Annotated in this window: 31 protein-coding genes and 1 riboswitch; of the genes, 22 read left to right on the plus strand and 9 right to left on the minus strand. The window is 65.9% G+C overall.

Translation table 11 applies throughout. The features are described from left to right. Positions 1-58 precede the first annotated feature (58 nt). The 6 genes from N8H22_RS13670 to N8H22_RS13695 are packed head-to-tail and all read left to right on the plus strand — an operon-like array spanning position 59 to position 4,946. Positions 59-838 (plus strand): DUF3450 domain-containing protein, encoded by a 780-nt coding sequence (locus N8H22_RS13670; protein WP_264591058.1) that lies wholly within the window; start codon positions 59-61, stop codon positions 836-838. Next, a complete protein-coding gene (locus N8H22_RS13675) occupies positions 835-2,181 on the plus strand; it encodes a MotA/TolQ/ExbB proton channel family protein (RefSeq protein ID WP_264591059.1) in 1,347 nt (448 codons plus the stop codon). The genes N8H22_RS13670 and N8H22_RS13675 overlap by 4 nt, the downstream gene beginning before the upstream one ends. Beyond that, positions 2,174-2,719 carry a MotA/TolQ/ExbB proton channel family protein gene (locus N8H22_RS13680; RefSeq protein ID WP_264591060.1) on the plus strand — a complete coding sequence of 182 codons (546 nt, stop codon included), beginning with the start codon at positions 2,174-2,176 and terminating at the stop codon, positions 2,717-2,719. Before N8H22_RS13675 ends, N8H22_RS13680 begins: the two co-directional genes overlap by 8 nt. Positions 2,720-2,729: 10 nt before the next feature. Beyond that, a complete protein-coding gene (locus tag N8H22_RS13685; protein WP_264591061.1) occupies positions 2,730-3,143 on the plus strand; it encodes a biopolymer transporter ExbD in 414 nt (137 codons plus the stop codon). Then, positions 3,143-3,853, plus strand: coding sequence for an energy transducer TonB (locus N8H22_RS13690; RefSeq protein WP_264591062.1), 711 nt, complete (start codon positions 3,143-3,145; stop codon positions 3,851-3,853). Before N8H22_RS13685 ends, N8H22_RS13690 begins: the two co-directional genes overlap by 1 nt. A gap of 1 nt (position 3,854) precedes the next feature. Then, positions 3,855-4,946, plus strand: coding sequence for a hypothetical protein (locus N8H22_RS13695; RefSeq protein WP_264591063.1), 1,092 nt, complete (start codon positions 3,855-3,857; stop codon positions 4,944-4,946). A 35-nt stretch (positions 4,947-4,981) separates the two neighbouring features. Here the strand turns inward: N8H22_RS13695 and N8H22_RS13700 are convergent, their stop codons facing one another. From N8H22_RS13700 to N8H22_RS13715, 4 genes are read right to left on the minus strand one after another with little or no spacing between them, the layout of a single operon-like run. Further along, entirely contained in the window at positions 4,982-5,491 is a 510-nt protein-coding gene (locus N8H22_RS13700) for a DUF3299 domain-containing protein (RefSeq protein ID WP_264591064.1), read from the minus strand. An 8-nt stretch (positions 5,492-5,499) separates the two neighbouring features. Continuing rightward, entirely contained in the window at positions 5,500-6,765 is a 1,266-nt protein-coding gene (locus N8H22_RS13705; RefSeq protein ID WP_264591065.1) for an ABC transporter permease, read from the minus strand. A 3-nt stretch (positions 6,766-6,768) separates the two neighbouring features. Continuing rightward, complete coding sequence (locus N8H22_RS13710) at positions 6,769-7,476, minus strand: ABC transporter ATP-binding protein (protein WP_264591066.1); 708 nt, start codon at positions 7,474-7,476, stop codon at positions 6,769-6,771. Between the two features lie 25 nt (positions 7,477-7,501). After that, the gene (locus N8H22_RS13715; protein ID WP_264591067.1) at positions 7,502-8,113 is read right to left on the minus strand and encodes a DUF2796 domain-containing protein; all 612 of its coding nucleotides are present in this window, start codon (positions 8,111-8,113) and stop codon (positions 7,502-7,504) included. 110 nt (positions 8,114-8,223) lie between these two features. Between N8H22_RS13715 and N8H22_RS13720 the strand changes: the two genes are divergently transcribed. Further along, the gene (locus tag N8H22_RS13720; protein ID WP_264591068.1) at positions 8,224-8,577 is read left to right on the plus strand and encodes a hypothetical protein; all 354 of its coding nucleotides are present in this window, start codon (positions 8,224-8,226) and stop codon (positions 8,575-8,577) included. A gap of 16 nt (positions 8,578-8,593) precedes the next feature. Here the strand turns inward: N8H22_RS13720 and trxA are convergent, their stop codons facing one another. Further along, positions 8,594-9,463, minus strand: a complete 870-nt coding sequence (trxA, locus tag N8H22_RS13725; RefSeq protein ID WP_264591069.1) for a thioredoxin — start codon at positions 9,461-9,463, stop codon at positions 8,594-8,596. A 206-nt stretch (positions 9,464-9,669) separates the two neighbouring features. On the opposite strand from trxA, the gene yedE reads away from it, so the two are divergent. Then, on the plus strand, positions 9,670-10,896 hold the full coding sequence (yedE, locus tag N8H22_RS13730) for a selenium metabolism membrane protein YedE/FdhT (protein WP_264591070.1): 1,227 nt from the start codon (positions 9,670-9,672) through the stop codon (positions 10,894-10,896). After that, positions 10,865-11,104 carry a sulfurtransferase-like selenium metabolism protein YedF gene (gene yedF, locus N8H22_RS13735; RefSeq protein WP_264591071.1) on the plus strand — a complete coding sequence of 80 codons (240 nt, stop codon included), beginning with the start codon at positions 10,865-10,867 and terminating at the stop codon, positions 11,102-11,104. The genes yedE and yedF overlap by 32 nt, the downstream gene beginning before the upstream one ends. Before the next feature lie 8 nt (positions 11,105-11,112). Here the strand turns inward: yedF and thpR are convergent, their stop codons facing one another. The 3 genes from thpR to N8H22_RS13750 are packed head-to-tail and all read right to left on the minus strand — an operon-like array spanning position 11,113 to position 12,756. Next, the gene (thpR, locus tag N8H22_RS13740; RefSeq protein WP_264591072.1) at positions 11,113-11,667 is read right to left on the minus strand and encodes an RNA 2',3'-cyclic phosphodiesterase; all 555 of its coding nucleotides are present in this window, start codon (positions 11,665-11,667) and stop codon (positions 11,113-11,115) included. Positions 11,668-11,683: 16 nt separating this feature from the next. After that, positions 11,684-12,337: a 50S ribosomal protein L11 methyltransferase gene (locus N8H22_RS13745; RefSeq protein ID WP_264591073.1), complete on the minus strand. Its 654-nt coding sequence runs from the start codon at positions 12,335-12,337 to the stop codon at positions 11,684-11,686. After that, positions 12,334-12,756 (minus strand): YbaY family lipoprotein, encoded by a 423-nt coding sequence (locus N8H22_RS13750; protein ID WP_264591074.1) that lies wholly within the window; start codon positions 12,754-12,756, stop codon positions 12,334-12,336. Before N8H22_RS13750 ends, N8H22_RS13745 begins: the two co-directional genes overlap by 4 nt. A gap of 113 nt (positions 12,757-12,869) precedes the next feature. Here N8H22_RS13750 and nrdR point away from each other — a divergent pair, with 113 nt between their 5' ends. From nrdR to N8H22_RS13810, 12 genes are all read left to right on the plus strand, one after another. Then, the gene (nrdR, locus tag N8H22_RS13755) at positions 12,870-13,337 is read left to right on the plus strand and encodes a transcriptional regulator NrdR (protein ID WP_264591449.1); all 468 of its coding nucleotides are present in this window, start codon (positions 12,870-12,872) and stop codon (positions 13,335-13,337) included. Beyond that, positions 13,334-14,437, plus strand: a complete 1,104-nt coding sequence (ribD, locus tag N8H22_RS13760) for a bifunctional diaminohydroxyphosphoribosylaminopyrimidine deaminase/5-amino-6-(5-phosphoribosylamino)uracil reductase RibD (protein WP_264591075.1) — start codon at positions 13,334-13,336, stop codon at positions 14,435-14,437. Before nrdR ends, ribD begins: the two co-directional genes overlap by 4 nt. Positions 14,438-14,958: 521 nt before the next feature. Continuing rightward, the gene (locus tag N8H22_RS13765; protein ID WP_008570568.1) at positions 14,959-15,621 is read left to right on the plus strand and encodes a riboflavin synthase; all 663 of its coding nucleotides are present in this window, start codon (positions 14,959-14,961) and stop codon (positions 15,619-15,621) included. A gap of 12 nt (positions 15,622-15,633) precedes the next feature. Next, positions 15,634-16,713 (plus strand): bifunctional 3,4-dihydroxy-2-butanone-4-phosphate synthase/GTP cyclohydrolase II, encoded by a 1,080-nt coding sequence (gene ribBA / locus N8H22_RS13770; protein ID WP_264591076.1) that lies wholly within the window; start codon positions 15,634-15,636, stop codon positions 16,711-16,713. 59 nt (positions 16,714-16,772) lie between these two features. Beyond that, positions 16,773-17,249 carry a 6,7-dimethyl-8-ribityllumazine synthase gene (gene ribE, locus N8H22_RS13775; RefSeq protein WP_003289143.1) on the plus strand — a complete coding sequence of 159 codons (477 nt, stop codon included), beginning with the start codon at positions 16,773-16,775 and terminating at the stop codon, positions 17,247-17,249. Further along, on the plus strand, positions 17,246-17,731 hold the full coding sequence (gene nusB, locus N8H22_RS13780; RefSeq protein WP_264591077.1) for a transcription antitermination factor NusB: 486 nt from the start codon (positions 17,246-17,248) through the stop codon (positions 17,729-17,731). The genes ribE and nusB overlap by 4 nt, the downstream gene beginning before the upstream one ends. A 12-nt stretch (positions 17,732-17,743) precedes the next feature. After that, complete coding sequence (gene thiL, locus N8H22_RS13785; protein WP_264591078.1) at positions 17,744-18,706, plus strand: thiamine-phosphate kinase; 963 nt, start codon at positions 17,744-17,746, stop codon at positions 18,704-18,706. A 50-nt stretch (positions 18,707-18,756) separates the two neighbouring features. After that, positions 18,757-19,254: a phosphatidylglycerophosphatase A gene (locus tag N8H22_RS13790; RefSeq protein WP_264591079.1), complete on the plus strand. Its 498-nt coding sequence runs from the start codon at positions 18,757-18,759 to the stop codon at positions 19,252-19,254. 89 nt (positions 19,255-19,343) lie between these two features. After that, a complete protein-coding gene (locus N8H22_RS13795) occupies positions 19,344-19,991 on the plus strand; it encodes a TIGR02281 family clan AA aspartic protease (protein WP_264591080.1) in 648 nt (215 codons plus the stop codon). A 121-nt stretch (positions 19,992-20,112) separates the two neighbouring features. Further along, on the plus strand, positions 20,113-20,730 hold the full coding sequence (gene ribA, locus N8H22_RS13800) for a GTP cyclohydrolase II (RefSeq protein WP_264591081.1): 618 nt from the start codon (positions 20,113-20,115) through the stop codon (positions 20,728-20,730). After that, positions 20,727-21,134: a hypothetical protein gene (locus N8H22_RS13805; protein WP_264591082.1), complete on the plus strand. Its 408-nt coding sequence runs from the start codon at positions 20,727-20,729 to the stop codon at positions 21,132-21,134. Before ribA ends, N8H22_RS13805 begins: the two co-directional genes overlap by 4 nt. Then, complete coding sequence (locus N8H22_RS13810; protein ID WP_264591083.1) at positions 21,134-21,931, plus strand: cobalamin-binding protein; 798 nt, start codon at positions 21,134-21,136, stop codon at positions 21,929-21,931. The genes N8H22_RS13805 and N8H22_RS13810 overlap by 1 nt, the downstream gene beginning before the upstream one ends. A gap of 22 nt (positions 21,932-21,953) precedes the next feature. Here N8H22_RS13810 and N8H22_RS13815 read toward each other — a convergent pair whose 3' ends face one another. Further along, positions 21,954-23,834 carry a TonB-dependent receptor gene (locus tag N8H22_RS13815; RefSeq protein WP_264591084.1) on the minus strand — a complete coding sequence of 627 codons (1,881 nt, stop codon included), beginning with the start codon at positions 23,832-23,834 and terminating at the stop codon, positions 21,954-21,956. 98 nt (positions 23,835-23,932) lie between these two features. Beyond that, positions 23,933-24,151: riboswitch (cobalamin riboswitch) on the minus strand. Between the two features lie 163 nt (positions 24,152-24,314). On the opposite strand from N8H22_RS13815, the gene N8H22_RS13820 reads away from it, so the two are divergent. Next, positions 24,315-25,640, plus strand: coding sequence for a DEAD/DEAH box helicase (locus tag N8H22_RS13820; protein ID WP_264591085.1), 1,326 nt, complete (start codon positions 24,315-24,317; stop codon positions 25,638-25,640). Positions 25,641-25,669: the final 29 nt, after the last annotated feature.

Below are 25,669 nucleotides of genomic sequence, written 5' to 3' on the forward strand. Positions count from 1 at the left end.
TCAATGGGAAGATGATAATGTTTCTCTTTTGAGTTAAGTCCTCCAGCAAGGATCCTTCATGTCTTCCTTTATTCCCCGCCTGACGGCGGTTGTCGTGTTGTCGTGCTACCTGGGCACGGCCCCGTCGGTGGCGGCCCCACTGGACGCCGCGCTGAACGAGAGCGAGCGCCTGGCGGCCGAGGCAGCGGCTTCCCAGCAGCGTATCGAGCAGCTCGACGATGCGACCCGGCAGATGCTTAACGAATACCGCAGCGCGCTGCAGCAGACCGAAGCGCTGAAGGCGTACAACAAGCAGCTGGTCGAGCTCACCGCCGCGCAACGCAAGGAGTTGGAAGGTTTCCAGCGTCAGCTGGATGGCATCGAGCGTACGCAGGAGGCGGTCACTCCGCAGATGGGGCGCATGGTCGAAGTGCTTGGTGAGTTCATCGCGGCGGACCTGCCGTTCTTGCCGGAGGAGCGCGCCGATCGCCTGGCGAGCCTGCAGGACATGCTGCCACGTGCCGATGTGAGTCTGGCTGAGAAGTACCGCCGCATCCTCGAGGCCTATCAGATCGAGAGCGATTATGGCCGCACCCTGGAAGCTTGGCGCGGCGAGCTGCCGGTGGACGGCGGCGCGCTTAGCGTCGAGTTCCTGCGCCTGGGGCGGGTGATGCTTTATTACCAGACGCTGGATGCACACGAGAGCGGCTGGTGGAATCCGCAGAGCCGCAGTTGGGAAGTGCTCGACGGTGACGCGCGGCGGCCGATTACTCAGGCCATTGCCGTGGCGCGCCAGCAGCAGGCGCCGACTTATCTGGAGCTACCCGTGAAGACCCTGGCCAAGGAGGTCGCGCAATGAATCGTCTGCTGTCGTTATTCGCGCTCGCTCTGCTACCAGCGCTGGTGCAGGCTGCCGAGCCGCTGAGCCCGGATCAGTTGCTGGAGCGCATCCGCAGCGAGCGTGCCGCCGAGGTCAGCGCCATGCAGGCACGGGAGCAGGCATTCATCCGCGACCGCGGCGAGCAGGCGCAATTGCTCGCGCGTGCCAAGGCGGCGCTGGATCAGCAGCAGGCCGAGGCGGAGCGCCTGAAGGGCGAGTTCGACCGCCAGGAGGCGCAACTGGCCGAGCAGGAGAAACTGCTGGCACAGCGTGTCGGGCACTTGGGCGAGCTGTTCGGCGTGGTTCGCCAGAGCGCCGGAGATATCGCCGGCCAGTGGCAGGACAGCCTGCTCAATGTGCAATACCCCGAACGCCTGCAGCGCCTGCGCAGTCTCGCCGAGAGCCGTGCCTTGCCATCCGCCGAGGACCTCGACGGCTTCTGGATGGCGTTGCTTGAGGATCTGGCCGCTAGCGGCCGAGTCGAGCAAGTCGAGTTGCCGGTTGTCGGCGCCGACGGTCGTCGCAGTGAGCAGCCGGTACTTCGCGTTGGCAGCTTCTCGGCATTCAGCCAGGACGCCTTGCTGCGTTACGACGCCGACGCCGGCCAGTTGCTAGAGCCGGCGCGGCAGCCTTCCGAGCGAAGCATGATCGATGACTACCTCGCCAGCGATGCACCGCTGGCGACCCTGCCGGTGGATCCCAGTCGCGGAACGCTGCTCGCGCAACTGCAGCGCCAGCCGCAGCTGTGGGACCGGATCCAGCAGGGCGGCCTGGTTGGCTGGGTGATTCTGGTGCTCGGCGCCATCGGACTGCTGTTGGCGATCTGGCGGATGGTCTATCTCGGCGGTGTTGGCCGCAAGGTCGGCAGCCAGATGCGCGAACTCAATCAACCGCGCACCGACAATCCGCTGGGGCGGATCATCGGTGTGCTCGGACCCAAACCGCAGTTGTCGGACCTGGAAACGCTTGAACTCAAGCTCGACGAAGCGATCCTTCAGGAAACGCCCCCGCTCGAGCGTGGCCAGCCGCTGCTCAAGCTGCTCGCCGCGGTGGCGCCACTGCTTGGCCTGCTCGGCACCGTGACCGGCATGATCATTACCTTCCAGGCGATCACTCAGAGCGGGGGTGGCGATTCGCGGCTGATGGCCGAAGGTATTTCCCAGGCGCTGGTGACTACGGTACTGGGCCTGGTGGTGGCGATTCCGCTGCTGTTTCTGCACAGCCTGTTGGCCAGTCGCAGCAAGGCATTGATCCAGTTGCTGGAGCAGCAGAGTGCCGGTCTGATCGCCCTGCACCTGTCGGGGGCGCCGCGCCGTGACTGATCTGTACGCCCGCTGGTTGAGCCTGGTCGATGGCAGCTACGCGCTGCTCGACTTCATGGCGGCTGGCGGCGCGGTGATGTGGGCTTTGGCGGCGCTGTGCGTGCTCTACTGGACGCTGGTGTTCGAGCGCCTGTGGTTCATGCGGCGAATCTTCCCGCATTGGGTCGAGGCGCGTCGGCAGGCCTGGGCGCAGCTGGATGGCGACCCCGGCAGCTGGCAGCGCGCGGTGCGTGCGGCCTGGTTGGCGCAGGCGCAGCAGCAGCTCACCGGTCCGTTACGGCTGAGCAAGACGCTGGTGGCGATGTACCCGCTGCTTGGCCTGCTCGGCACCGTCAGCGGCATGATTGCGGTATTCGACGTGCTGGCGCTGAACGGCACCGGCAATCCTCGCGGCATGGCCGCGGGCGTCTGGCAGGCGACCCTGCCGACCATGGCCGGCATGGTGCTGGCCATCACTGGACTGTTCAGCCTGGCGCGCCTCGAGCGAATCGCGCGCCAGTCTCTCGACCGGCTGGCCGACCAGCTGCGTCACGACTGAGGATTTGCGGATGCGTATGCGTCGCCACCATTACCAGCAGGATGAAGACACCGGCATCGACCTGACGCCGATGCTCGACGTGGTGTTCATCATGCTGATCTTCTTCATCGTCACCAGCTCCTTCATCAAGGAGTCCGGTGTCGAAGTAAAACGGCCGCAGGCCGACACTGCCAGCGCCCAGGACAAAGGCAACATTCTTATCGCCGTCACCGCCGACGGTCAGGTGTGGATCGACAAGCAGGCCGTGGATGTGCGCAGCGTGCGCGCTCATGTCGAGCGACTGCGCGTCGATCAGCCGGACGGTGCCGTGGTGGTGCAGGCCGATCAGGATGCGCGCACCGGGCTGGTGGTCCGGGTCATGGACCAGGCGCGCCAGGCCGGCGTGCATGATGTGGCCTTGGCAGCCAGCACGGGCGCGCAGTGATGAGCGCAACGGTGCGGCTGGCATTGTCCTTCCTGGCCGCCTGCGTGGTGGCGCTGCTGCTGTTCGCACTGATGCTGAGCATGGTCAATCCGCCGCGCGGCAAGGTGGTAGAGGATCCGGTGGCGATCGCCAATTTCGTCCGCATGGATGGACGCAACGAGGCAGCCGCGACCCGTTCACGGCAGCAGGCGCCACAACCGCCGCAGCCGAAGACGCCGCAACCCCCGACGCCGCCGACGCCGACTATGGCGACGCCGCAGGCCAACCTGCCGAAACTCGATCTCGACCTGCCGAACATCGATGCCAGCGTATCGGTGGCCGCCGCACCGACACCGAGTCTGTCCGGACTCACCGCCGCGGCGACTGCGCCGGCAGCCGCGCCGGCCCCGGCGAGCGCTGCCTCCGAAGTCGCCGGACAGCCTGGCGGGCCGGAGCAGGAAGTGATGCCGCTCAATGATGTACGCCCCGAGTATCCCTATCGCGCACGCCAGCAGGGCATCGAAGGACATATCAAGTTGGCCTTCACCATCAATCCGCAGGGGCGGGTGGAGAATATTCGCGTACTGGAGGCTTCGCCGCGCAACGTCTTCGACCGCGAGGCGCGTCGTGCCGCGGCGCGCTGGCGTTTCGCACCGCGTACCGAGAACGGCGTGGCAGTGTCCCGCGAAGCGGTGAAAACCCTGCACTTCCGTTTGCAAGGAGGACGCTGAGATGTCTCGTCTGCTGATCCTGTTGTTGCTTTGCCTCAGCGTCACGGTGCATGCCGCGCAGAGTATTGATCCGGCGATCTTCATGGCGCTCGAGCGGGCACAGGCGGCGCAGGGCAAAGGTGACTTTGCGGCTGCCGGCAAGGCACTGGCCGGCATCGAGGCAAAAGCCGGCAGCGTCGAAGAGGCCCTGCTGTGGCGCAGCCGTGGCTACCTGGCCTGGGCCGAGGGTAACAATCGACAGGCACTGGAGTGGCTGGAGAAGGCTGTCGCCAGCGGCAAGCTGGACGAGGCACTGCTGGCTGGCGAGCGACTCAACCTGGCCCGGTTGAATCTCGGCGAGCGACGGTATGCCAAGGTGATCAGTCTGCTGTCATCGGCCCCGCAGGCAGACGAGGAAGTGCTGCAGATGCTGGTGCAGGCCTATCAGGGGCTCGGCCAGCATGCCAAGGCGTTGCCACTTGCCGAGCGCTACGTTCAGGCCAACCCGCGCGCCGGTGACACCTGGTTGCAGTTCCTGGTTGCCGGCAATGCCGAACTCAAGCGCTATCAGGCCGCCGAGCGTTGGCAGCGTGAGTTGCTGCTGCGCCACCCCGAACAGGTCAAGACCTGGCGGCAGCTTGCCGGTCTACAGCAACTCGCCGGTGCCGAGGACAAGGCGCTCGCGACGCTGCGTACCGCACATGCCAAGGGCCTGCGCTTCAGCGAGGCGGAGCTGGACAACCTGGTGCTGCTGGCCAGTGCCGCCAACCAGCCGTGGCAGGGGGCCAAGCTGCTGGAGGGCATGCTTGAATCCGGCCTGCTGGCGAGCAATGGCACCCGCCGCGAGCGGCTCGGCATGCTCTGGTGGCAGGCGCGCGAGCGTGGCGCGGCGGCGAAGATCTATCGCGAGCTGGCCAGTCAGTCCGGCGCCGCCAAGTTCTGGATGAATGTCGCGCAGCTGGAACTCGAACAGGCGCATTGGCAGGCCGGACTGGATGCGCTGAAGCAGGCCGAGCGGGCCGGGGCCGAGCGACGCAAGGTGCGTGCCTGGCGCCAATGGGCCGAGGGCGAGCTGAGCTTCGAGCGCGAACGGCAGATCGCCCGCGCTGGCTGAGCGGCAACGCTGACCGACGAGCGCGGCGCGACACCTTATTCCAATTCGTACAGCTCGATCTTCTGCGCCACCATCCGATAACCTGCTTCGGCTAGCTCGCTGCTGGCCGGCTCGACAGCGAGCGGCCCTTCGATCCAGTACGGCTGATACAGCTCGTCGACCTTGACGCCCAGCTCGCTGGTAGCGTGCACGATCTGGTTCGACGGTGGCGGCGGCACGTGGATGCAGGCGCCGAAGTAGGGCACCAGCAGGAACTCGATGACCCGCCCGTCGCTATCCATGTCCAGCGGCACGATGTAACCGGGGAGCCTGGCGATGATGCCGTCCAGTTCCTGCACCACCGGTGCGGCTGGCGACTGTTGCTGTGCCGCAGGACCGCTCTCGGCGGCCAGCGCATCGGCCAGCTGCGACAGATCGTGCAGCGGCGTCGGCGGTGGCGCTGGCGGCGCGCCCTCGGGGATCAGTTCCGACCATTGCAGCAGGCGCGCCTCGCCAGCGAAGGCGGCAGGCAGGACCAGCAGCAGGGCGAGCAGCAAACGCGACATGGGCTTCCTCATACTCTGATCGACAGGCCATCGGCCAGCGATTGTCGATAGGCGCGCCAGGCGGGCACAGCGCCCATCAGCAGCGCCGCCAGCAAGATCGCGCCCAGCAGCCGCCATTCGTAGCCGCTCGGCCAGCCGAACGGCAGATACAGTCCGTAGAGATGCTGCAGCGGCGCCTGCGCGCCAGCGATGCCGACATACAGCAGCACCAGTCCGAGTACGGCTCCGGCCAGCGCCAGAGCAAACGCCTCGATGATCAACAGGCCGGCGATATGCCAGGGGCGCGCGCCGACCGAGCGCAGGATCGCCATTTCCCGGCGGCGCTCGTTGAGACTGGTGAGAATCGCGGTGAGCATGCCTATCAGGCCGGTCAGCACGACGAACAGTGAGACCACGAATAGCGCCTGCTCAGCCGTGCTCATCAGGCTCCAGAGCTCCTGCAGCGCCACGCCGGGCAGGATCGCCAGCAGTGGCTCGGCGCGATACTGGTTGATCTCGCGCTGCAGGGCGAAGGTGGCGATCCTGCTGTTCAGGCCGAGTAGCACGGCGGTGATCTGCTGCGGCTGCAGATCCAGCTGGCGCGCCTGCTCCGGACTCACCCGAGCGGCACCGCGGGCTGGTACGCCGCCGTGCCAGTCGACATGCAACGCCTCCATGCCCGCCAGATTGATGTGCAGCGTACGGTCCACCGGCGTACCGGTGCGCCGAAGGATGCCGACCACGCGGAATGGCTTGTCGTCGTGCTGCACCAGGCTGACCTTGGCCACGCCATGGGCGAGCACGATCTGCTCGTCCAGCCGATAGCCGAGGCTCTGCGCGACCTCGGCACCGAGCACCACCTCGAATGGATCGTCGGCAAACGCGCGGCCTTCGGCCAGCAACAGGGGCTGCTGGCGGCCGTAGCGGTAATGCTCGAAATAGCCCGAGTTGGTGCCCAGCACTCGGTAGCCGCGGTGCGAATCACCCAGCGAGAGCGGGATCGCCCACTTGACCTGTGGATGGCCGGCCAGCTGTTGGTAGCTGTCCCAGCGGATGTTGTTGGTGGCGTTGCCGATGCGGAATACCGAATACAGCAGCAGGTTCACCGAGCCCGAGCGCGCGCCGACGATCAGGTCGGTGCCGCTGATGGTGCTGGTGAAGCTGGCGCGCGCCTCGGTGCGCACCCGCTCGACGGCGAGCAGCAGGCAGACCGACAGGGCGATGGCGGATACCGTGAGCAGGGCGGTGAAGCGGCGGTTGTTCAGGCTCGCCAGAGCCAGGCGCAACAGATACATGCCTCAGATCTCCACGGCAGGCCTGGCACGATTGAGGTCGGCCAGTGCCAGGCTACGGTCGAACAGCGGCGCCAGACTCTGGTCGTGGCTCACGAACAGCAGGCTGGCGCCGGCCGCGCGGCATTCGGCGAACAGCAGCTGAAGGAAAGCCTCGCGGCTGTCGGCGTCGAGTGCCGAGGTCGGCTCGTCGGCGATCACCAGTTCCGGCTGGCCGATCAGCGCGCGCGCAGCGGCGACCCGTTGCTGCTGGCCGATGGAGAGGCTATCGGCGCGGCGCTCCAGCAGTGCGGTAGGCAGGCCGAGCTGCTCGAGCAATGCGGCCGCCGCCTGGGGCAGCCCGCCATGCCGTTGGATCGCCCGGCTCGCGCGTAGTCGGGAGAAGCGACAGGGCAGGCAGACGTTCTCGCGTACCGCGAGAAACGGCAACAGGTTGAACTGCTGGAAGATATACCCGGTGTGGTCGACACGAAAACGGTCGCGCGCGCCTGCGGACAGCCGGCCGAGATCTTCGCCGAGCAGGCGCACACTGCCGCGCCCGGCCCGCTGCACGCCGCCGATCAGGCCGAGCAGGGTGGTCTTGCCGCTACCGGACGGCCCCTTGAGAAACAGGCTTTCGCCGCGGGCCAGCTGGAAACTGGAGATGTCCAGCAGCTCTGCCTGGCCGGGCCAGGCGAAGCCAAGATTGTCGAGGGCGAGCAGAGGAGACGTCATCGGGTGCGGTCGGTGCCAGGGTGGGTCAGAACGGTAGCTGCGAACGGCTCGGAGTGAGTTGTGCACCCTGCTGGCCGCGCGGGCCGATCAGTTGTACCGCAATCCGTTCGGTTGCGGGAAAGCTTTCGAACAGGTTGCGCAGCTCCAGCGCGTGCAGCGCCTCCGGATGGCGGCAGGCGAGGCGATAGCGCGCTTCGATGTCGCTATGCCCACGCTGCTGCGGCGCGGCGGACTCGCTGGGTGACGGGGCGTTATCCGGGCGCTGGTAGCCGGCATGTGTGCTGCCGAGCAATTCGCCATGCAGCTCCTGCTCGCTGACCTCGCAAGCGGCGGCGGTAGACAGGCCGAACAGCGTCAGCGGCTGTTCCAGCTGCACGCGTGTGCGGGCGACCTGTGCCTCGTCGGCTGGGCTGGCGGGCGCATGTTCGAACCCCAGCAAGTTCATCGCCGGGCTGTGGAACTGCAGCTCCAGCGTGCGGCCATCCAGCACCACGTCGAGGCGCGCGGCGCCATGTTCGTGGGCGCTCAGACTGGTGGTGTCGTGATGAACGTCATGATCATGGTGGTGATGATCATCCTGTGCTTGGCTGTAACTAAGGGGCAGCAGAACGAAAGGCAGGGCGAGCAGCAGGCGCATGGTCGGTTCCGGGTGGTGATTGATGGTTACGTTATAACAACTTTGCTGGCTGGCTGGCCAGTCCGCCGCAACCGTGTGAGCATGAGGCCCTGATACGCAAGGAGAGGAACATGATTCGAATCCGTGGGCATATTGGCGAGTGGCCGGTCGACCTGAAAATCGAACTGGACGAGCAGGATTGGGCGCATCTGACCCGACAACTGTCGGTGGCGCCAGGCGAGCCTGCCGCCGGCACGGCTACGCCTGTCGACGACAGTCTGTGGCACACCGCTCGTGAGCGCCTGCGGCGAGCTGGCCGGTTGGACGGTCCGGAGCTTTTCGCCGAACTGGAGGCGTTGACCGGCAGTGCGTCGATGGCCAAGCGTCTGCTGGTGCGTCTGCGCCACTGCGATCAGGTCCGGGTCGAGAGCGGATCGAATGCCGCCAGCTACCACTGGATCGGTGAAGGTTGCCCGACCTCCTGACAGGCAACCGCCGGGTTCAATAGATCGCCTGGTACAGCTTGCGCCGGTACAGCGTGACCAGTGGGTGGTCGTTGCCCAGCAGATCGAAGACCTGCAGCAGCGTCTTGTGCGGCAGGCCATCGGCATAGCTGCGGTTGCGCACGAACAGCTTGAGCAGGGCATCAAGTGCAGCTTCGTACTGCTGGCGCGCCAGCTGCTGGATGGCCAGCTGGTAGGCGGCCTCGTCGTCCTCGGCATTTTGCGCCAGGCGGCTCTTCAGCGTGGCGACTTCAGGCAAATCGTTGGCCTGACGCAGGAAGGTCAGTTGCGCGCGTGCGCCGGCCAGCGCCTGCTTGTGCTCGTCGCCCTTCACGGCATTGAGCACGGTCTCCGCTTCGCCCAGTTCGCCGCGTTCGGCCAGGCAGCGGGCATACAGAATCAGCGCCGCGCCGTTCTCGTTGTCTTCTCCGAGCAGCTGTTGCAGTTGCGCCTCGGCGTCAGCAAAGCGCCCCTCGGCGAACAGCGCCTCAGCGCTTTTCAGCAAATCGCCCTGTGGGGTGGCGGGTGCCTGCACGTGGGGTTCGAGCATGGCGCGGATGGCCGATTCCGGCTGCGCGCCGGCGAAGCCGTCCACCGGCTGACCGTCCTTGAACAGCACCACGGTGGGCAGGCTGCGAATGCCGAAGCGGGCGACCACTTCCTGCTCGATATCGCAGTTGACCTTGGCCAGCAGCAACTCGCCCTGGTACTCCTCGGCGATCTTCGCCAGCAGCGGCATCAGGGCCTTGCACGGGGCGCACCACTCGGCCCAGAAATCCACCAGTACCGGCTTGTGGAACGAATTTTCGAGCACCAGCTGTTCGAAGCTGGTGGTGGTGACATCGAAGATATAGGGCGTCTGGCTCATCGGGATTCTCGTGGGCGACGAAGGGCAGGAAAGCTGAGCATGGTATGTGGGGACGCGCGAGGCGGGAAGCAAGGGCTCGCCTGATGCTTGCGATTGGTCTATGGTTGCGCCCGCCCGACGGGAGTGGCACTGCGCCGCTTCGCCCAGGCACAACCTTTTCCTAGACCGGTGCGGCGTTTGCAGTCGCGCGTCATAAGGAGCTTCACATGTCCCTTCTCTCCGATTTCCGGGAGCGCTACCTCGTGCGCTTCTGGTCGCCGCTGCCCGCGCTCGGCGCACTGGGTGTCGCCTCCGCTTACTACTTCGCCATCACCGGAACCTTCTGGGCCGTCACTGGCGAGTTCACCCGCTGGGGTGGCCACGTCCTGTCCTGGTTCGGCTATACGCCCGAGCAGTGGAGCTACTTCAAGCTGATCGGCCTGGCCGGCACGCCGCTCGATCGCGTCGATGGCGTGATGATCATCGGCATGCTGCTCGGCGCACTGTGCGCGGCGCTGTGGGCGAACAACGTCAGCCTGCGCTGGCCGACCAGCAAGCGGCGTCTGCTGCAGGGCTTGATCGGCGGCGTCATCGCCGGCTTCGGTGCGCGGCTGGCAATGGGCTGCAACCTGGCGGCGTTCTTCACCGGGATCCCGATGTTCTCGCTGCACGCCTGGGCCTTCATGCTGGCGACCGTCGGCGGCGCCTGGGTCGGCGTGAAGATCTGCCTGCTGCCCTGGCTGCGCACGCCGCTGAAAGTGGGCAGCCAGGCCAGTTCGCTGTTCGGCGACGTCGAAGGTACGCGGCGCCGCGCCACGCTGCAGGCGCGTGTCGGCGTGGCCGTTGCCGTGCTCGCCATCGGCTTCGCCGCCTGGCGCTTCGATACTTCGCTGGTGCTCGGTATGGCAGTGCTGTTCGGCCTGCTGTTCGGCGGGCTGATCGAGCGGGCGCAGATCTGTTTCACCAGCGCCGCGCGTGATCTGTGGACCACCGGGCGCACTCGCGCCGCTTACGGCATCCTGCTGGGCATGGCCGTGGCCTGCGTCGGCACCTTTGGCGCCATTGCGCTCGGTGCGAGCCCGAAGATCTTCTGGATGGGGCCGAACGCGATCATCGGCGGTGTGCTGTTCGGCATCGGCATCGTGCTGGCCGGTGGCTGCGAGACCGGCTGGATGTACCGCGCGATGGAAGGGCAGGTGCACTTCTGGGTGGTCGGCATCGGCAACGTCATCGGCGGCACCCTGGTCGCGGTGTACTGGGACGAGCTGGGCTCGACGCTGGCTCTGCCCTATCCGAAGGTCAACCTGCTGGAAAGCTTCGGCCCTACCAGCGGCCTGATGCTGACCTTCGCCGGCTTGGCCGTGGCCATGCTGCTGGTGCATCTGAACGCCAAACGTTTCCAAACCAAGAGGAGTCCTGCCCGTGAGCCAGGCCAAACCGAATCTCTCGCTTGATCTGCGCGGCGAGCATTGCCCGTACAACGCCATCGCCACGCTGGAAACCTTGGCGACCATGCAGCCGGGGCAGTTGCTGGAAGTGGTCACCGACTGTTCGCAGTCGGTCAACGGCATTCCGGAAGACACCCGCGCCAAGGGCTACAACTGCCTGAGCGTGGAGCAGCACGGCTCGCTGTTCCGCTTCCTGATCGAAGTTCCCGCCTGAGTTGCCGCTCAGTCCGCGTCCGTGGCGGCCTCGTCGGCCGTGCCGGGCGCGTGCAGCGGCCAGCTGCCAAGTTCCCGATAGCGCACGCCACCCGGCACGTTTTCCGATGCGTAGAGCACGAAATGCTCCACTGTCCAAGTGAACGCTGGGGCATGTCCGCGCGCACGCTCGTGAGCATGTCGTGTCAGCGTCAGATGCGGCAGGAACGGTCGGCTGTCGAGCGCGAGCCCTTGCGCGGCGAGTTGCGCACGCAGCGCGGCGGCGAGGTAGTCCAGCGCTGTCGGCGGCGCGCTTGGCTGCAGGCAGATGAAGCCTTTGCCGATAGTGGTCAGCCGGTCCAGCGTCAGCGCGAACGGCGGGCAATCCAGATCGGCGGCGAGCCGCTTTAAGCTTTCGATGCTTTCCGCGGGTTGCGCACCGAGAAAGGCCAGCGTCAGGTGCAGGTTGGCGCGGGTTACGGGGAGTCCATCCAGCGCCTGTTCGTCGCGCCACTTGCAGATGGCGCGGGCCTGCTCGGCGGGGCAGGGCAGGGCGAAGAACAGACGCAACGTGTGTTCGCTCACGGCATACTCCCGGCTGCTACCGAACGGCGTGGTAGAGGCTGACCCGACGGAACTCGGCCGGTTCGGCCAGATCCGGCCAGGTACAGGCATCCAGCACATCCAGCCGCCGGTACAGTGGATGGGCGAAATCACGCACCCGCGAGTCGGCCACCAGCGCTTCGCGGCCGCGACTGAGGAAGTGGTCCAGCAGCGGCAGGTTGGCGCGGTCGTAGAGCACATCGGCGACGATGATCAGATCGTAGCGATCCGCCTCGGCGAAGAAGTCGTCCGAGTAGCGCAGTGTCACGTTATTCAGCTCCGCGTTGGCCTGGCAGGCGGCGAGTGCCAGCGGATCCAGATCGCAGGCCACCACGTCGGCGGCACCCGCTTTGGCCGCGGCGATCGCGGCGACACCCGAACCGGCACCGAAGTCCAGCACGCGCTTGCCCCGTACCCATTCCGGCCGCTCGGCCAGCCAGCGCGCCAGCACCAGGCCGCTGGCCCAGCAGAAGCACCAGTACGGAGGCTCTTCGAGAATCCGCCGGGTTTCCTCGGGACTGAAGGCGCGATCCATGTTGCCCGCATCGATCAGCCACAGGCGCAGATCGGTATTCGGCAGCGGCTCGGCGACCAGCCGGGCGTCGCCGAGCAGTTCGTTCAGTGCCGCCTGTAGCGGTGCCGGTGCCGTCACGGCGCGGGAACCAGCTGCAGCGGGCCGAGTGCCTGGCTGCTGGCATTGCGAATCTGCAGCGCCGGCAGCCGCATGATCAACTGCCCGGCACGTGTCACCCGCCCGCGTAGTTCGACACGCTGGTCGTGCGGGAAGGCGTCCGGGTTGAATTGCAGGATGAACGGTAGCTCCGAGCCGCGACCCTTGAGCTGCACGTTGCTCAGCAGACGATCCGGCTGGTCGCGGCGGTCGACCTCCAGCAGCGCCAGCTCGACGTCGCTGCCGGCAGGTGCGCCGATCAGGCTGCCGCTCAGTTCGTTGAGCAGTTTCGAGTGCGGTGCGCTGCTGAGTTTGACGGGGGTGGGCGACTCGGGTGGCTGGCTGCCGCAGCCGGCCAGCAGGGCCAGCAGCAACGGTAGAAGGGCGGGGCGTAAGCGCACGGACGGCTCCAGAACTACGGCGAATCGGCCTTGTATAGCAGCAAAACCGCTGCCTTGTCTTGCCGGTCGGATGCGCTACCATGGCCGCCCCGACGTTCGACCGAATCCATCCCATGCATTGTCCGTTCTGCAGTGCCCATGACACCAAGGTCATCGATTCCCGCCTGGTCGCAGAGGGCGATCAGGTACGCCGCCGCCGCGAATGCCTGGCCTGCGGCGAGCGCTTCACGACCTTCGAAACCGCCGAGCTGGTGATGCCGCGGCTGATCAAGTCCGATGGCAGCCGCCAGCCGTTCGACGAGCAGAAACTGCGCGCCGGCATGCAGCGTGCGCTGGAAAAGCGTCCGGTCAGTGTCGAGCGCCTCGAGGCGGCCATTGCCCATATCAAGCATCAGCTGCGTGCCACCGGCGAACGTGAGATCAAGTCGCGCGTGCTCGGCGAACTGGTGATGGCCGAGCTGCAGAAGCTCGATGAGGTTGCCTACATCCGCTTCGCCTCGGTGTATCGCCGCTTCCAGGACCTCAACGAGTTTCGCGAGGAGATCGAACGGCTGTCCCGCGAGCCCGCGAAGCCCGAATGAACGCCGCCGATCACGCCTGGATGGCCCACGCGCTGCAACTGGCGCGCAAGGGCCTGTATTCGACCCACCCGAACCCGCGGGTCGGTTGCGTCATCGTCGCGGATGGCGAGCGGGTCGGCGAGGGCTGGCATGTGCGCGCCGGCGAGCCGCATGCCGAGGTCCACGCGCTGCGTCAGGCCGGCGAACGGGCCCGCGGCGCCACCGCCTACGTCACCCTCGAACCCTGCAGTCACTACGGGCGCACGCCGCCCTGTGCCGAAGCGCTGGTCAAGGCTGGCGTCGGCCGCGTGATAGCAGCTATGCAGGACCCGAACCCGCAGGTCGCCGGGCGCGGCCTGCAATTGCTGCGCAGCGCGGGCATCGAAGTCGCCAGCGGCGTGCTGGAAGCCGAGGCGCGCGAGCTCAACGGCGGCTTCATCAAACGCATGGAAAGCGGTCTGCCGTTCGTGCGCGCCAAGCTGGCGATGAGCCTGGACGGACGCACGGCGATGGCCAGCGGCGAGAGCCAGTGGATCACCGGCCCGGCGGCCCGCACCGAGGTGCAGCGCTTGCGCGCCCGCTCCAGCGTGGTGCTGACCGGCGCCGACACCGTGCTGATGGATGCCGCGCGGCTGACCGTACGCGGCACCGAGCTGGGGCTGGATGCGGAAACGACTGCGCTGGCGCTTGAGCGCCCGCCGTTGCGAGTGCTGGTCGATGGCCGGCTGCGTGTGCCGCTGGATGTGCCGTTCTTTCAGGCCGGCCCGGCGCTGGTCGTCACGGCGGTCGCCGGCTGCGAGGAGACCTATCGTCGCGCCGGCCACGAGGCGCTAGTGCTGGGTCAGGAGCGGGTCGACCTGACCGCGCTGCTGCGCGAGCTGGCTGCCCGTGGTGCCAACGAGGTGCTGGTCGAGGCCGGGCCGCGTCTGGTCGGTGCGTTCGCCGGCCTCGGGCTGATCGACGAGTACCAGATCTTCATGGCGGCCAAGTTCCTCGGTTCCTCGGCGCGGCCGTTGCTGGAGTTGCCGCTCGAGCGCATGAGTGAGGCGCGCGAGCTGAAGATCGTCGACATCCGTGCGGTCGGTGACGACTGGAAGATCGTGGCGCGCGCGGCCAACTGATCGGCAACCCTTGTCGGCTGTGTCCGCCGATAGCCTGCGTCTTGCATTCAGATAGCTGCTACCGGGCGATAACGGGCTGCCCCGCGTCGCTATTTGTGTTAAAAACGCTGCCGGGCCGCGAGTGGCCCAACGTTCTCAGGGCGGGGTGCGATTCCCCACCGGCGGTAATGGCGCAGTTACAAGCATGAAAGCGTAGCGAGCGCTGAGCAGGCAAGGCGTGATTCGACGAGAAGGCGGAGTTTACTGCGGTAAATGAGCACTTCGAGGAGAACCACAACGCAGCATGCTCTGCGCGCAGCAGCTTTCAATCGCGTCTAGCCCGCGAGCGCTTGCCTAGGCAAGGTCAGCAGACCCGGTGTGATTCCGGGGCCGACGGTATAGTCCGGATGAGAGAGAGCGGGATATTCCGATGGGCGCCGTCCGCGTGCCCGTCATGCATCCCTATCGATCTGTAGCGCCCTGTTTTTCAAAACAGGAGTTCGTCGTATGCAGCGTTTCACCAGCCTTCCGCGGGAGGCTACATGTTCACTGGAATAATCGAAGCCATCGGCACCATTCGTGCGCTCACGCCGAAGGGCGGCGACGTTCGCGTGCTGGTCGACACCGGCAAGCTCGATCTGGGCGACGTCAAGCTGGGCGACAGCATCGCGGTCAACGGCGTCTGCCTGACCGCGGTCGAGCTGCCGGGCAACGGCTTCTGGGCCGACGTCAGCCGCGAGACCCTGGCGCGCACCGCCTTTATCGATCTCAAGGCCGGCAGCCGGGTCAACCTGGAAAAGGCGCTGACCCCCACCAGCCGTCTCGGCGGCCATCTGGTCAGCGGCCATGTCGACGGCGTCGGCGAGGTCGTGGCGCGCGAGGATAACGCCCGCGCCGTGCAGTTCCGCATCCGTGCGCCGCGCGAGCTGGCCAAGTACATCGCGCTCAAGGGCTCGATCACCGTCGATGGCACCAGCCTGACGGTCAACGCGGTCAACGGCGCCGAATTCGAGCTGACCATCGTGCCGCACACCCTCGGCGAAACCATCATGGCCGACTACCGCCCCGGGCGGCAGGTGAACCTGGAAGTCGATCTGCTGGCGCGTTACCTGGAGCGCCTGATGATGGGCGACCAGGCCGCCGAACCCAAGGCCTCGGGACTCACCGAAGGTTTTCTCGCCGAGCACGGCTACCTGAAGAATTGAGGAGACGCCCAGATGGCGCTCAACACCGCTGAAGAACTGATCGAAGACATCCGCGCCGGCAAGATGGTCATCCTCATGGATGACGAGGACCGCGAGAACGAGGGCGACATCATCGTCGCTTCCGAATGCGTGACCGCCGAGCACATCAACTTCATGGCGCGCTTCGCCCGCGGCCTGATCTGCATGCCGATGACCCGCGAGCGCTGCGAGCTGCTCAAGTTGCCGCTGATGGCGCCGCGCAATGGTTCCGGTTTCGGCACCAAGTTCACCGTATCCATCGAGGCCGCCGAGGGCGTGACCACCGGCATTTCCGCCGCCGACCGCGCGCGCACCGTGCAGGCAGCGGTAGCGAAGAGCGCCGTGGCCGAAGACATCGTCAGTCCCGGCCATATCTTCCCGTTGATGGCGCAACCGGGCGGCGTGCTGGCGCGTGCCGGTCACACCGAGGCGGCTTGCGACCTGGCGCGCATGGCGGGCCTGGAACCTTCCGGCGTGATCTGCGAGATCATGAATGACGACGGCACCATGGCGCGGCGCCCGGAGCTGGAGCTGTTCGCCGAACAGCACGGGCTGAAGATCGGCACCATCGCCGACCTGATCCACTACCGCATGATCCACGAGCGCACCGTGCAGCGGGTTTCCGAGCAGCCGCTGGAGACCGAGCTGGGCCAGTTCAACCTGGTCACCTACCGCGACGGCGTCGAGGACACCGTGCACATGGCACTGACCCGCGGCGAGATTTCCCCCGAGGAGCCGACGCTGGTGCGCGTGCACAACATGGAGCCGCTGCGCGACCTGCTGCTGGTTACCGTGCCGGGCCGTTGGAGCCTGCGCGCGGCGATGAGCGAAGTGGCGAAAGCCGGCAAGGGCGTGGTGCTGCTGCTCGGCAACCCGCTGACCGGCCCGCAGTTGTTGGCGCAGCTGACCCGTGAGCAGCCGCCGACCCCAGCCACCTATAGCACCGTCGGCGCCGGTTCGCAGATTCTGCGTGATCTGGGCGTACGCAAGATGCGCCTGATGAGCGCGCCGATGAAGTTCAACGCGATATCCGGCTTTGACCTGGAAGTTGTAGAATACCTCCCGGCCGAATAAATCAGAGGCGCCGCGCAGTCCGCGGCGCCTTCGTTCTTTAAAGAGATGAGAAAGCACCCATGCCCCTGAAGACCATCGAAGGAACCTTCATCGCCCCGCAGGGCAAATACGCCCTGGTCGTAGGCCGCTTCAACAGCTTCGTCGTCGAGAGCCTGGTCAGCGGCGCGGTCGACGCGCTGGTTCGCCACGGCGTCAGCGAGAACGACATCACCATCATCCGCGCACCGGGTGCCTTCGAGATTCCGCTGGTCGCGCAGAAGGTCGCCCAGCAGGGCGAATACGACGCCATCGTCGCCCTCGGCGCAGTCATTCGTGGCGGCACCCCGCACTTCGAATACGTCGCCGGCGAATGCACCAAGGGCCTGGCCCAGGTTTCCATGGAGTTCGGTGTACCGGTCGCCTTCGGCGTGCTGACCGTCGACTCCATCGAACAGGCTATCGAGCGCTCCGGCACCAAGGCCGGCAACAAGGGCGCCGAAGCCGCACTCTCCGCACTGGAAATGGTGAGCCTGCTGTCGCAGCTGGAGGCCAAGTGAGCCTGAATCACGACGATAGCCAGGACGCTCCGCAGCCCAAGGCCAAGGGCAAGATCGCTACCCGCCGGGTGGCGCGCAGCCTGGCGATGCAGGCGCTGTATCAGTGGCACATGGCCGGCCAGAGCCTCAATGAGATCGAAGCGCAGTTTCGCGTCGACAACGACTTCAGCGGTGTCGACGGCGCCTACTTCCACGAGCTGCTCAATGGTGTCGCGCGCCAGAAGACCGAAGTCGATCAGGCCATCGCGCCGAACCTCGACCGTCCGCTGGAGGAGCTCGATCCGGTTGAACTGGCGATCCTGCGCCTGTCCACCTACGAGCTGATGCAGCGGATCGATGTGCCCTACCGCGTGGTCATCAACGAAGGTATCGAGCTGGCCAAGGTCTATGGCGCCACCGACGGGCACAAGTTCGTCAACGGCGTGCTGGACAAGCTGGCACCCTCGCTGCGCAGCGCCGAAGTGCGCAACCACAAGCGCTGAGGGTTACCCGCCTTGCTGGGTGAGTTCGAGCTGATCCGTCACTACTTCGCCGCCGCCGCTTGCGCCAGGGCCGGCGGCGAAGTCGTTCTCGGTATCGGCGATGATTGCGCCCTGCTGCAGATTCCCGCCGGCGAACAGCTGGCCGTGTCCTCCGACACCTTGGTCGCCGGGGTCCATTTTCCCGATCCCTGCGATCCTTTCCTGCTCGGCCAGCGCGCACTGGCCGTCGCCGCCAGCGATCTTGCCGGTATGGGCGCGACGCCCATCGGTTTCACCCTTGCCCTGACCCTGCCAGACGCCGATCCGCTCTGGCTAGGCGAGTTCGCCCGTGGCCTGGATGCGATGGCGCTCGACTGCAGCCTGCGTCTGATCGGCGGCGACACCACCCGCGGGCCGTTGTGCCTGACCGTCACCGTGTTCGGCCGGGTACCGTCCGGGCAGGCTCTGACGCGTGCCGGCGCGCAGATCGGCGATCTGCTCTGCGTCGGCGGCGTGCTCGGAGAAGCCGCCGGCGCCTTGCCGCTGGTGCTGGGGCAGGCCAAGGCTGGTGCGGACGTCGCCGAGCATCTACTGGCGCGCTACTGGTCGCCGCAACCACAGCTCGCGCTGGGTGAGGCGCTGCGCAGCAGGGCGACGGCGGCGCTGGATATTTCCGACGGGCTGCTCGCCGATTGCGGCCACATTGCCAAGGCCTCGGGCGTCGCATTGCACATCGAGCGCGATCGCGTGCCGTTGTCGGAATCGCTGCGCCGTTTCGCCGGCGACGCCGAAGCGCTGCGCTGTGCACTGGCCGGGGGGGATGACTATGTACTGGCCTTCACCTTGCCGCCCGCTGAGCTTGCCGCGCTGCAGGACGCTGGGTGGCCTGTGCATGTCATCGGTCGCGTTGCCCAGGGGCTCGGCGTGCAGCTGCTCGATGAAGCCGGCAAGGAAGTGGCCGTGCGCGAACGTGGCTTCAACCATTTCAAGGTCTGAGTCGCTGGCGATCTGCGGCGCATCCAACTGAACCGAAAAGGAATGCCGTCTTGACTGAATCCTCGCCAATTGCGGCTAAGCCTCACACTCTGGTCTGGTCCAATCCCTGGCACAACCTGGCATTCGGCTTCGGCTCCGGGCTGATGCCCAAGGCGCCTGGCACCTGGGGCTCGCTGGTGGCATTACCGTTCGTGCCACTGTGGCAGTTGCTGCCGGGCTGGGGCTATGGGTTGATGCTCGTGCTGAGCATGCTGTTTGGCGTCTGGCTGTGCGGCAAGGTGGCCCGCGAGTTGGGTGTGCACGACCATGAAGGCATCGTCTGGGACGAATTCGTCGGCATCTGGATCACCTTCTGGCTGGTGCCGGAGGGCTGGTACTGGCTGCTGCTCGGCTTCATGGTGTTTCGCGTGATGGATATCGCCAAGCCCTGGCCGATCGGTTGGGTCGACCGGCACATCCACGGTGGGCTGGGCATCATGCTCGACGATATTCTCGCCGGCGTCGCCGCCTGGGCGGTCATGCAGGGACTGGTCGCACTGCTGGCGTAGCTGATTGTGCGGCGGGTCGCTGAATCATCACGACAGCTGACGGAAGATCGCGCCTTCTCCAGTCGATTGCCGGTCCGCGAGGAATCCCCATGCGTCCCTTAGAACTGCTTCTCGCCTCCCTGTTGCTCATGCCGTCCGCGGCTGACTCCGCGCCGATGGTGCAAGTAGTCGGATTGTTCCCGGGGGCGGCGGTGCTGAACGTCGACGGCCAGCGCAAGCTGGTCAAGGTCGGCCAGACCGGCCCCGGCGGCGTCGAAGTGGTAAGCGCCGATTCCCGCGGGGCGGTACTGCGGGTAGCGGGTGTTGAACGTAACTACAGCCTGAGCCGCGAGTACAGTGGTGCCGGTTACGCCGCGCCAGACAAGACGCAGTTGAGCGTCGCCAAGGGCAGTGGCGGACACTATTGGATCGCCGGATCGATCAATGGCCAGCCGGTGCAGTTTCTCGTCGATACCGGAGCGACCTCGGTAGCGATCAACGAGCACCAAGCCAAGCGCCTGGGCATCGATTACCGCGTCAGCGGCCAGCCGATGATGGTGAACACCGCCAGTGGTACCGCCAAGGCCTGGCGCGTGCACCTGAACAGCGTCAAGGTCGGGGCCATCGACGTGCTGGGCGTCGAGGCTGTAGTGCTGGAAGGCGGCGCGCCTACCGAGGCGCTGCTCGGCATGAGCTTTCTTGGTCGGGTGAGCTGGCGCGAAGAGCAGGGCGTGCTGCGGCTGGAGTCCAAGATCTGAAAGGGTTGGCAGCGGCGAGGTTTCCGTTCGATGTCGCTCGCATCGAAGCGTAAACCCTGCTGACCCCGCTCCGGTGGGTAGTGTTACAATGTCCGCTTTTCTGCCTGCTGGGGTTTCTCCCGTGTCTGTCGTGTTCGTCGCCGCTTCCAAACTGCCGACGCCGTTCGGTGTGTTCACCATGCATGGTTTTCTCGACCAGGACACTGGCAAGGAACACGTCGCGCTAACCCTGGGCGATGTGGCCGACGGCAAGCCGGTGCTTGGCCGGCTGCATTCCGAGTGTCTGACCGGCGATGCGCTGTTCAGTCTGCGCTGTGATTGCGGTTTCCAGCTGGAAGCGGCGATGCGGGCGATCGCGGAGGAAGGCCGCGGCGTACTGCTATACCTGCGCCAGGAGGGCCGCGGCATCGGTCTGCTGAACAAGATTCGCGCCTATGAACTGCAGGACGGCGGCGCCGACACCGTCGAAGCCAACGAGCGACTGGGTTTTGCTCCGGACATGCGCGATTACGCCATCTGCCTGCCGATGCTCGAGCACCTAGGCATCGCCGAAATCAAGCTGATGACCAACAATCCGCGCAAGGTGAAGGCATTGCAGGGCTTCGGCATCCGCGTAGCCGAGCGCAAGCCGCTGCAGATTGCGCACAACCCGCACAACCGCAAGTACCTCGCCACCAAGGCCGGCAAGCTGGGCCACATGCTTGGCGAAATTCATCAGGGCGAAGCCGAGCAGTCGTGAGCCGGGCCGCCGCTCGCCGCCAGCTTGCGCGCGATGGCTGGCTGCATAGCCTGGCGATGGTGCTGCCGGTACTGCTGCTCGGTCGGGCATCGGTTCAGCTGGGTGGCTGGGGGCTGCCATTGTTCGCCGCCGGGCTCGTCTCGCTGTTCTTCAGCCTGCCCGCATTCACCGCCTTCAAGCACGCGCTGATCGCCACCGAACAAGCGCTCGGCCGTGCGACCGAGTCCGATGCCTGGACTCATCTACGGCGTGTCAGGCGCCGTGCGCTGCTGATCGCCTCATTGCCGGCCTGGCTGGCCGCAGCCGGAGCACTGCTGGGCATGGAGCCGGTTGCCCGTTTGCTGCTGGTATTCGGCAGTCTTGCGCTGCTGGTGCTCTACCGCATCCCGCGGCAGCTGCATTGATGCATCGCCTACTGTTCGCCGCGCTGCTGCTGGTGCCGCTCTCCGTGCCAGCTGCGCAGCGAGTGGTGAGCCTGGCGCCTTCACTCACCGAGATCATGCTTGAACTCGACGCCGGCGAACTGTTGGTCGGCATGCTCGACGGCGGCGAGCGTCCGGCGGCGCTGACAGACGTGCAATCGGTGGGGCGCTACGGCCAGGTAGAGATGGAAACCCTGCTCAGTCTGCGTCCCGATCTGGTATTGCTCTGGCCGGACAGCATTCCTCGTAGCCAGCGCCAGCAGCTGCAGCAGCTCGGCATTCCCGTGCTGGTAGCGGAGCCGTCACGGCTTGAGCAACTGGCCGAGCAGTTCGTCATCGTTGGCGGCGCCGTTGGCCGGGCTGAGCAGGGCGCACGGCTGGCCGAGCGATTTCGTACTGGGCTGGCGCAGCTACGCCTGCAGTACAGGCGCGAGACCCCGCTGCGAGTGTTCTATCAGGTCTGGCATCGCCCGCTGTATACGCTCGGCGGTTCGCAGATCATCAGCGAGGCGATCGAGGTCTGCGGTGGCGTGAATGTTTTCGCAGACCTTCAGCTGCCGGCGCCGCAGGTGAGTGTCGAGGCCGTGCTGGCGCGCGACCCCGAGGTGATCCTCGGTGGCAGCGGTGCCGAACTGGAGAGCTGGAAAGCCTGGCCTCAGCTCAGTGCCGTGCGCAGCGGGCGCTTGCTGACGGTGCCCGACAAGGGCCTGGAGCGACCGAGCTTCCAGATGTTGGGGGCGATCGGGAAGCTCTGCGAAGCGATGGCGGCAGCGCCCTGAGCGGGCGCGCCGGTAAGCGTGATTAGAGCGAGGGAGTCCAGGTGACGGCGAATAGCGCGGTGCGTCCCTGCTCCTTGTAGCCGTAGGCGCTGTCCATGTTGGCGAATTCGCGCTGGTACAGGGCAAGGTGATAGTCCTTGTTCAGCACGTTATCCAACTTGGCCTCCCAGCGAAGCTCGGGTGTTGCCTGCCAGCTCGTACGAAGGTTCAGCACGGCATAACCCGGGATCGTGGTGCGCTCGGAATCGAAACTTGCGTTGACTGCGCTGTCATCGAAGCGCTGGCTGAAGGCCTGCCAGGTCGCACCGACTCCGAATGCGCCGAACTGACGGTCTACATCCAGGCTTAGCGAGCGCTTGGCGCGGCGTTGTAGTACGCGGCCGCTGTCCCGATCGCGAGGATCGATGATGCTCACACCAATGTTCGCCTGCCAACCCAGCAGTTCACGTGCCGCACTGGCTTCGAAACCGTTGATCCGTGCCTGGCTGACGTTTTCCATCTGGTTTTCGCCCCAGGCGATCATGTCCTCCACATCGGTGCGGTAGATCGAGGCTTCCAGCTGAGTGGCGTCAAGATCAGCACGCCATTGCAACTCATAGGTCTTCGAGATCTCCGGCTGGAGGTCCGGATTCGGTCCCCATAACGGCGGTCCGTAAAGGTCGGAGAATGTTGGAGCGCGGAAGCCTTCGCCGTAGCTCAGAATCCAGCGCTGCGACTCTCCCGTTGGCAGGCTGAACGCCGCGTTCCAGCTGTTGTGGCTGCCGAACTGCTGGTTATCATCGTGGCGTAAACCGAGCTCCGTGTCGAAGCGCTCGCCTTGGAAACTGTGTTGGGCAAAGAAAGCCACGTTGTCGCGGCTGTCTTCCTGAAAGGCAGTCGTGGAATCGAGTTGGTCTTCATACCAGTCGCCGCCGACGCTCAGTTGCTGGCGCTCGCTCAATCGCAGCTGATTGATCCAGGCCGCCGAATAACGCGTGGTTTTCAACAGGGTGTTGTTCCAAGCGCTGCTGGCACCGACTGCGTGGTTACGATCGAAACTGCGGCCCAGTTCCAAGCGACTGTTCCAGATGCCGGTCAGCTGGCCGTCCAGATAGCCGCTGTAACTGCTGACGCGGAATTTGTCCTGCGGTGTGCCCGGGGCGAACTCGTATGCATCGTCATATTCGTTTTTGCCGCGCTGGTCATTGAAGCTCAAACCTGCTTTCCAGTTCGCATCGAACTGGTGATCCAGCTTCAGGTGCAGGGCCTTGTTGCGCTGCCCGTCGTTGTCTATGTCAGCGCCACGATTGTCGCGGGTGATGTCGAAGCCGTCGCGCTCGTCGAGGCTGGCGCCGAGGTGGACGCGAGTCTGCTCGGTACCGGCCGCCAGGCTCAGGCTGCGCTGAAAGGTCTGGTCACTGCCGGCGGCCAAGCGGACTTCTGGATTAATTCCCGGCTTGCCGCTGCGGGTAAAGATCTGGATGACGCCGCCAATCGCATCCGCGCCATAGAGCGACGAGCGCGGGCCGCGGATCACTTCGACACGCTCGATGTTGTCGATGGCCAGATAGTCGAGACGGGCGAAGCCGCTGGTGGCCGAGGCAATGCGCTGGCCATCGACCAGCACCAGTGTTTGTGCGGTGCCGGTGCCGCGCAGCGACAGCGACGCCACACCGCCAGGGCTGCTCACCTGTACGCCTGGCACACGGCGCAGCAGCTCGGGCACGCTGCGTGCCTGCAGACGTTCGATATCGGCGCGGGTGAACACGGTGTTGGCGGCGGTGGCGGTGGCGCGGGGTTCGGCCTGGCGTGCGGAGGTCACCAGCATGGTCGGCAGCTGGTAGCTGCTCGCGTCGGTAGTGTCGGCAAATACCTGCGTGCCAGGCAGCAGCGCTACGGCCAGGGTAAGTCGGGACAGTTTCATTCTTGGAATTCCTCAAAAGATCAGAGCTTTTGAGGAGGGCAGGAACAAGCGAGGGCTGGATGGCAGACGGCCGCGCTTGACGGTGCTGCCCTCCGCAACACCAGTCGAATCCGTCAGGCCGGTCTCCGGGCTTTCGACGCTCATCGCGCTCGCCTTCCCATGTCGAAACACAGTGGCTGTCGAGCGGACGGCGATCCGATCTGGATCGCGGTCGATTACCGTTGCGGGGGCAGCGCCGGCCTTGCTCCTGTGAGCGCACCGGCTTCCCGTTTAATGCGGACCTTGCGGTCGTGCACACCTGGGCGGATAAGAAAACGCGCGAACCTTACGGCCGGGCGCGAGGAAACACAAGTTCGCCAAAGGAGGTAGTCTGCCGTTTGCTGGCCGCGTCGTGGGGCGTGCAAGCGGTGCGGAGGCAGCCTTCAAGCCTGCTAGAATCCGCCCTTTTTCACCCCGCCGAACCGGCGCTGCGAGCCTGCCATGACCTTCGCCTCCCTGGGCCTGATCGATCCGCTGCTGCGGACCCTGGAAACCCTCGACTACCGCAAGCCGACGCCGGTCCAGGCCGAGGCCATTCCCGCCGTGCTCAAGGGCCGCGACCTGATGGCGGCGGCGCAGACCGGCACCGGCAAGACCGCCGGTTTCGCCTTACCGTTGCTGCAGCGCCTGACCCTGGAAGGCGCCAAGGTGGCGAGCAATTCGGTGCGCGCGCTGGTGCTGGTGCCGACCCGCGAGCTGGCCGAGCAGGTGCATGAGAGCTTTCGCGTCTACGGGCAGAATCTGCCGCTGCGTACCTACGCGGTGTACGGCGGGGTCAGCATCAACCCGCAGATGATGGCGCTGCGCAAGGGGATCGACGTGCTGGTGGCGACGCCCGGCCGCCTGCTCGATCTCTACCGGCAGAACGCCGTGGGCTTCGCCCAGCTGCAGGCGCTGGTGCTCGACGAGGCCGACCGCATGCTCGACCTGGGTTTCGCCGACGAGCTGGATCAGCTGTTCTGCGCCTTGCCGAAGAGGAGCCAGACCCTGCTGTTCTCCGCGACCTTCTCCGAGGCGATCCGGCAGATGGCCCGCGAACTGCTGCGCGACCCGCTGTCGGTCGAGGTCAGCCCGCGCAATGCCGCGGCGAAGACGGTCAAGCAGTGGCTGGTGCCGGTGGACAAGAAGCGCAAGAGCGAGCTGTTCCTGCACTTGCTGGCGGAACGGCGCTGGGGCCAGGTGCTGGTGTTCGTCAAGACGCGCAAGGGCGTCGACCAGCTGGTCGACGAGCTGCAGGCGCAGGGCATCGCCAGCGATGCGATTCACGGCGACAAACCGCAGGCCTCACGGCTGCGCGCGCTGGAACGTTTCAAGGCCGGCGAGGTGCGCATTCTGGTAGCCACCGACGTGGCGGCGCGCGGGCTGGATATCCACGACCTGCCGCAGGTGGTCAACTTCGACCTGCCGACCGTCGCCGAAGATTACGTGCACCGCATCGGCCGCACCGGCCGCGCCGGTGCCACGGGCGAGGCGATCTCGCTGGTCAGCGCCGATGAAGTCGATCAGCTGGCGGCCATCGAAACCTTGATCAACCAGGTGCTGCCGCGCCATGACGAGCTGGGCTTCGTGCCGGACCATCGCGTGCCGACCACCACGCTGGGCGGGCAGATCATCAAGAAGCCGAAGAAGCCGAAAAAGCCCAAGGACGGCGGCGGCAAGGGCAAGATCCATCTCGGCAACTGGTTCGACGAGAACGAAAAGCCCAACGCCAAACCGATTCGCAAGGTGCCGAGCCTGGGTGGCGGCAAGCCGGCGAAGAAGCGCTGATCGGTCGTAGGGTGGAAAACGGCGCAGCC

It is taken from the genome of Stutzerimonas sp. S1 (genome assembly GCF_025966695.1).
Classification (GTDB): domain Bacteria; phylum Pseudomonadota; class Gammaproteobacteria; order Pseudomonadales; family Pseudomonadaceae; genus Stutzerimonas.

Excerpts from the sequence above, each read along its gene's own strand:
- N8H22_RS13685 (WP_264591061.1), top strand. The coding sequence starts at position 2,730 with ATGCGTATGCGTCGCCACCATTACCAGCAGGATGAAGACACCGGCATC.
- N8H22_RS13700 (WP_264591064.1), bottom strand. The coding sequence starts at position 5,491 with ATGTCGCGTTTGCTGCTCGCCCTGCTGCTGGTCCTGCCTGCCGCCTTC.
- ribD (WP_264591075.1), top strand. The coding sequence starts at position 13,334 with ATGAACGCCGCCGATCACGCCTGGATGGCCCACGCGCTGCAACTGGCG.
- N8H22_RS13720 (WP_264591068.1), top strand. The coding sequence starts at position 8,224 with ATGATTCGAATCCGTGGGCATATTGGCGAGTGGCCGGTCGACCTGAAA.
- yedE (WP_264591070.1), top strand. The coding sequence starts at position 9,670 with ATGTCCCTTCTCTCCGATTTCCGGGAGCGCTACCTCGTGCGCTTCTGG.
- N8H22_RS13795 (WP_264591080.1), top strand. The coding sequence starts at position 19,344 with ATGCGTCCCTTAGAACTGCTTCTCGCCTCCCTGTTGCTCATGCCGTCC.
- N8H22_RS13820 (WP_264591085.1), top strand. The coding sequence starts at position 24,315 with ATGACCTTCGCCTCCCTGGGCCTGATCGATCCGCTGCTGCGGACCCTG.
- N8H22_RS13670 (WP_264591058.1), top strand. The coding sequence starts at position 59 with ATGTCTTCCTTTATTCCCCGCCTGACGGCGGTTGTCGTGTTGTCGTGC.
- nrdR (WP_264591449.1), top strand. The coding sequence starts at position 12,870 with ATGCATTGTCCGTTCTGCAGTGCCCATGACACCAAGGTCATCGATTCC.
- ribE (WP_003289143.1), top strand. The coding sequence starts at position 16,773 with ATGCCCCTGAAGACCATCGAAGGAACCTTCATCGCCCCGCAGGGCAAA.
- N8H22_RS13705 (WP_264591065.1), bottom strand. The coding sequence starts at position 6,765 with ATGTATCTGTTGCGCCTGGCTCTGGCGAGCCTGAACAACCGCCGCTTC.
- N8H22_RS13765 (WP_008570568.1), top strand. The coding sequence starts at position 14,959 with ATGTTCACTGGAATAATCGAAGCCATCGGCACCATTCGTGCGCTCACG.
- N8H22_RS13695 (WP_264591063.1), top strand. The coding sequence starts at position 3,855 with ATGTCTCGTCTGCTGATCCTGTTGTTGCTTTGCCTCAGCGTCACGGTG.
- N8H22_RS13690 (WP_264591062.1), top strand. The coding sequence starts at position 3,143 with ATGAGCGCAACGGTGCGGCTGGCATTGTCCTTCCTGGCCGCCTGCGTG.
- N8H22_RS13715 (WP_264591067.1), bottom strand. The coding sequence starts at position 8,113 with ATGCGCCTGCTGCTCGCCCTGCCTTTCGTTCTGCTGCCCCTTAGTTAC.
- ribBA (WP_264591076.1), top strand. The coding sequence starts at position 15,634 with ATGGCGCTCAACACCGCTGAAGAACTGATCGAAGACATCCGCGCCGGC.
- N8H22_RS13810 (WP_264591083.1), top strand. The coding sequence starts at position 21,134 with ATGCATCGCCTACTGTTCGCCGCGCTGCTGCTGGTGCCGCTCTCCGTG.
- trxA (WP_264591069.1), bottom strand. The coding sequence starts at position 9,463 with ATGAGCCAGACGCCCTATATCTTCGATGTCACCACCACCAGCTTCGAA.
- N8H22_RS13815 (WP_264591084.1), bottom strand. The coding sequence starts at position 23,834 with ATGAAACTGTCCCGACTTACCCTGGCCGTAGCGCTGCTGCCTGGCACG.
- N8H22_RS13675 (WP_264591059.1), top strand. The coding sequence starts at position 835 with ATGAATCGTCTGCTGTCGTTATTCGCGCTCGCTCTGCTACCAGCGCTG.
- N8H22_RS13710 (WP_264591066.1), bottom strand. The coding sequence starts at position 7,476 with ATGACGTCTCCTCTGCTCGCCCTCGACAATCTTGGCTTCGCCTGGCCC.